Source organism: Glaciecola sp. SC05 (genome assembly GCF_041380235.1).
In the GTDB taxonomy this organism is placed as follows: domain Bacteria; phylum Pseudomonadota; class Gammaproteobacteria; order Enterobacterales; family Alteromonadaceae; genus Glaciecola.
The window spans coordinates 1-1470 of record NZ_JBGIYY010000049.1 but is presented as its reverse complement, the minus strand read 5'-3'; the positions used below and the strand labels follow the sequence as shown (position 1 = coordinate 1470).

2 protein-coding genes are annotated in these 1470 nt (G+C 46.2%); both read left to right on the top strand.

Features of this window, described 5'->3' with window-relative positions; all coding sequences use genetic code 11:
• Nucleotides 1-267 (top strand): IS66 family insertion sequence element accessory protein TnpB (gene tnpB / locus AB9H30_RS19305; protein WP_371196424.1); only part of this gene is annotated, 267 nt, incomplete at its 5' end.
• Nucleotides 268-556: 289 nt separating this feature from the next.
• On the top strand, nucleotides 557-1470 hold a 914-nt coding region (locus AB9H30_RS19300), incomplete at its 3' end, for an IS66 family transposase (protein WP_371196423.1).

Genomic DNA, 1470 nt, shown 5'->3' with positions numbered 1-1470 from the left:
ATCATCGAATGTGAGCTTGAGTTGTCTCCATTTGACGATGCAATGTTTATCTTTTGCAATAAAAAACAAGACAAACTCAAAATCGTCTATTGGGATAAAACGGGCTTTGCCATGTGGTACAAAGTGCTGCAAAAAAATCGCTTTAAGTGGCCGAAATTAAGCGACATGAGTCACCTCAGATTAAGCGAACAACAGCTCACTTGGCTGTTAGGTGGCTATGATGTTATTGGGCACAGCACGCTTCATTACACGTCCATGGGCTTATAACTTAGGATCATAAAAACAATTTATTGATCACGATTTAATCTACATAAAATCAGCTATTTAGGAGAGCATTGAGGTAAAATATGGGGCATGAAAAAAGCCCAGAGCACACTGCCGACTGACGTTGCCGCCTTGCAAGAGATGGTGCTTAAGTTGCGCGAGCAAAACCAAGCGTTAAACGCGAAGAACCAGCGTTTAACCGAGATGTTTCGCTTAGCCCAGCAAAAACGCTTTGGCAANGTTGCGCGAGCAAAACCAAGCGTTAAACGCGAAGAACCAGCGTTTAACCGAGATGTTTCGCTTAGCCCAGCAAAAACGCTTTGGCAAAAGCAGTGATACTTTCCCTGGGCAAGGTGAGCTATTTAACGAAGCGGAAGAGATTGTTGAGCAAGCAGACGAGCCTGAGGCCGATGATAGCGAAACCATCACTTACACTCGCCGTAAAAAGCGGGCTGAGAAGATAGCCGATGATATTCCTCGTGAGCGCGTTATCCATGATATCGCCGATGAAGATAAATTCTGCGACTGCTGTGGGCATCCGCTGCATCAAATTGGCGAAGACACGAACGAGAAGATTGAGTTTATCCCCGCCCAAATAAAAGTGATTGTGAATGTGAGACCGAAATACGCTTGCAAAGCCTGCGAGCAGCAAGGGACTCACAATCGTATTAAACAAGCCCCTGTGCCGCCAAGCATTATTCCCAAGGGCTACGCCACGCCCAGCTTAATATCCCAAATCATTACCAGCAAATATCAATATGGCTTGCCGCTTTATCGGTTAGAGAGCATGTTTGCGCAATACGGCATTGAGCTGTGTCGGCAAACCATGTCAAAGTGGATGATAAAAAGTGGCAATATCTTCGAAATCTTATACGACATGATGCGGCGAATATTACTGGAGCAACCGGTCATCTTTAGTGATGACACTACCGTGAAAGTCGTGGGCGACAATAAGGCAAAATCCTACATGTGGTTATATGGCTGCGGGGCAGATTCGCCTGCCGGTAGAATAGTGGACAGCGATATTCCCAATATCGTGCTGTTTGATTATAACAGTGGCCGAGGCGGCCAAGTGATAGTGGACTACTTAGACGGTTACAATGGTTACATGCATGCCGACGGCTACCCTGGCTATCATAAAACACACGCGACCATTGTTGGCTGCTGGGCACATGCTAGGCGCAAGTTCACTGATGCGCAAAAAGC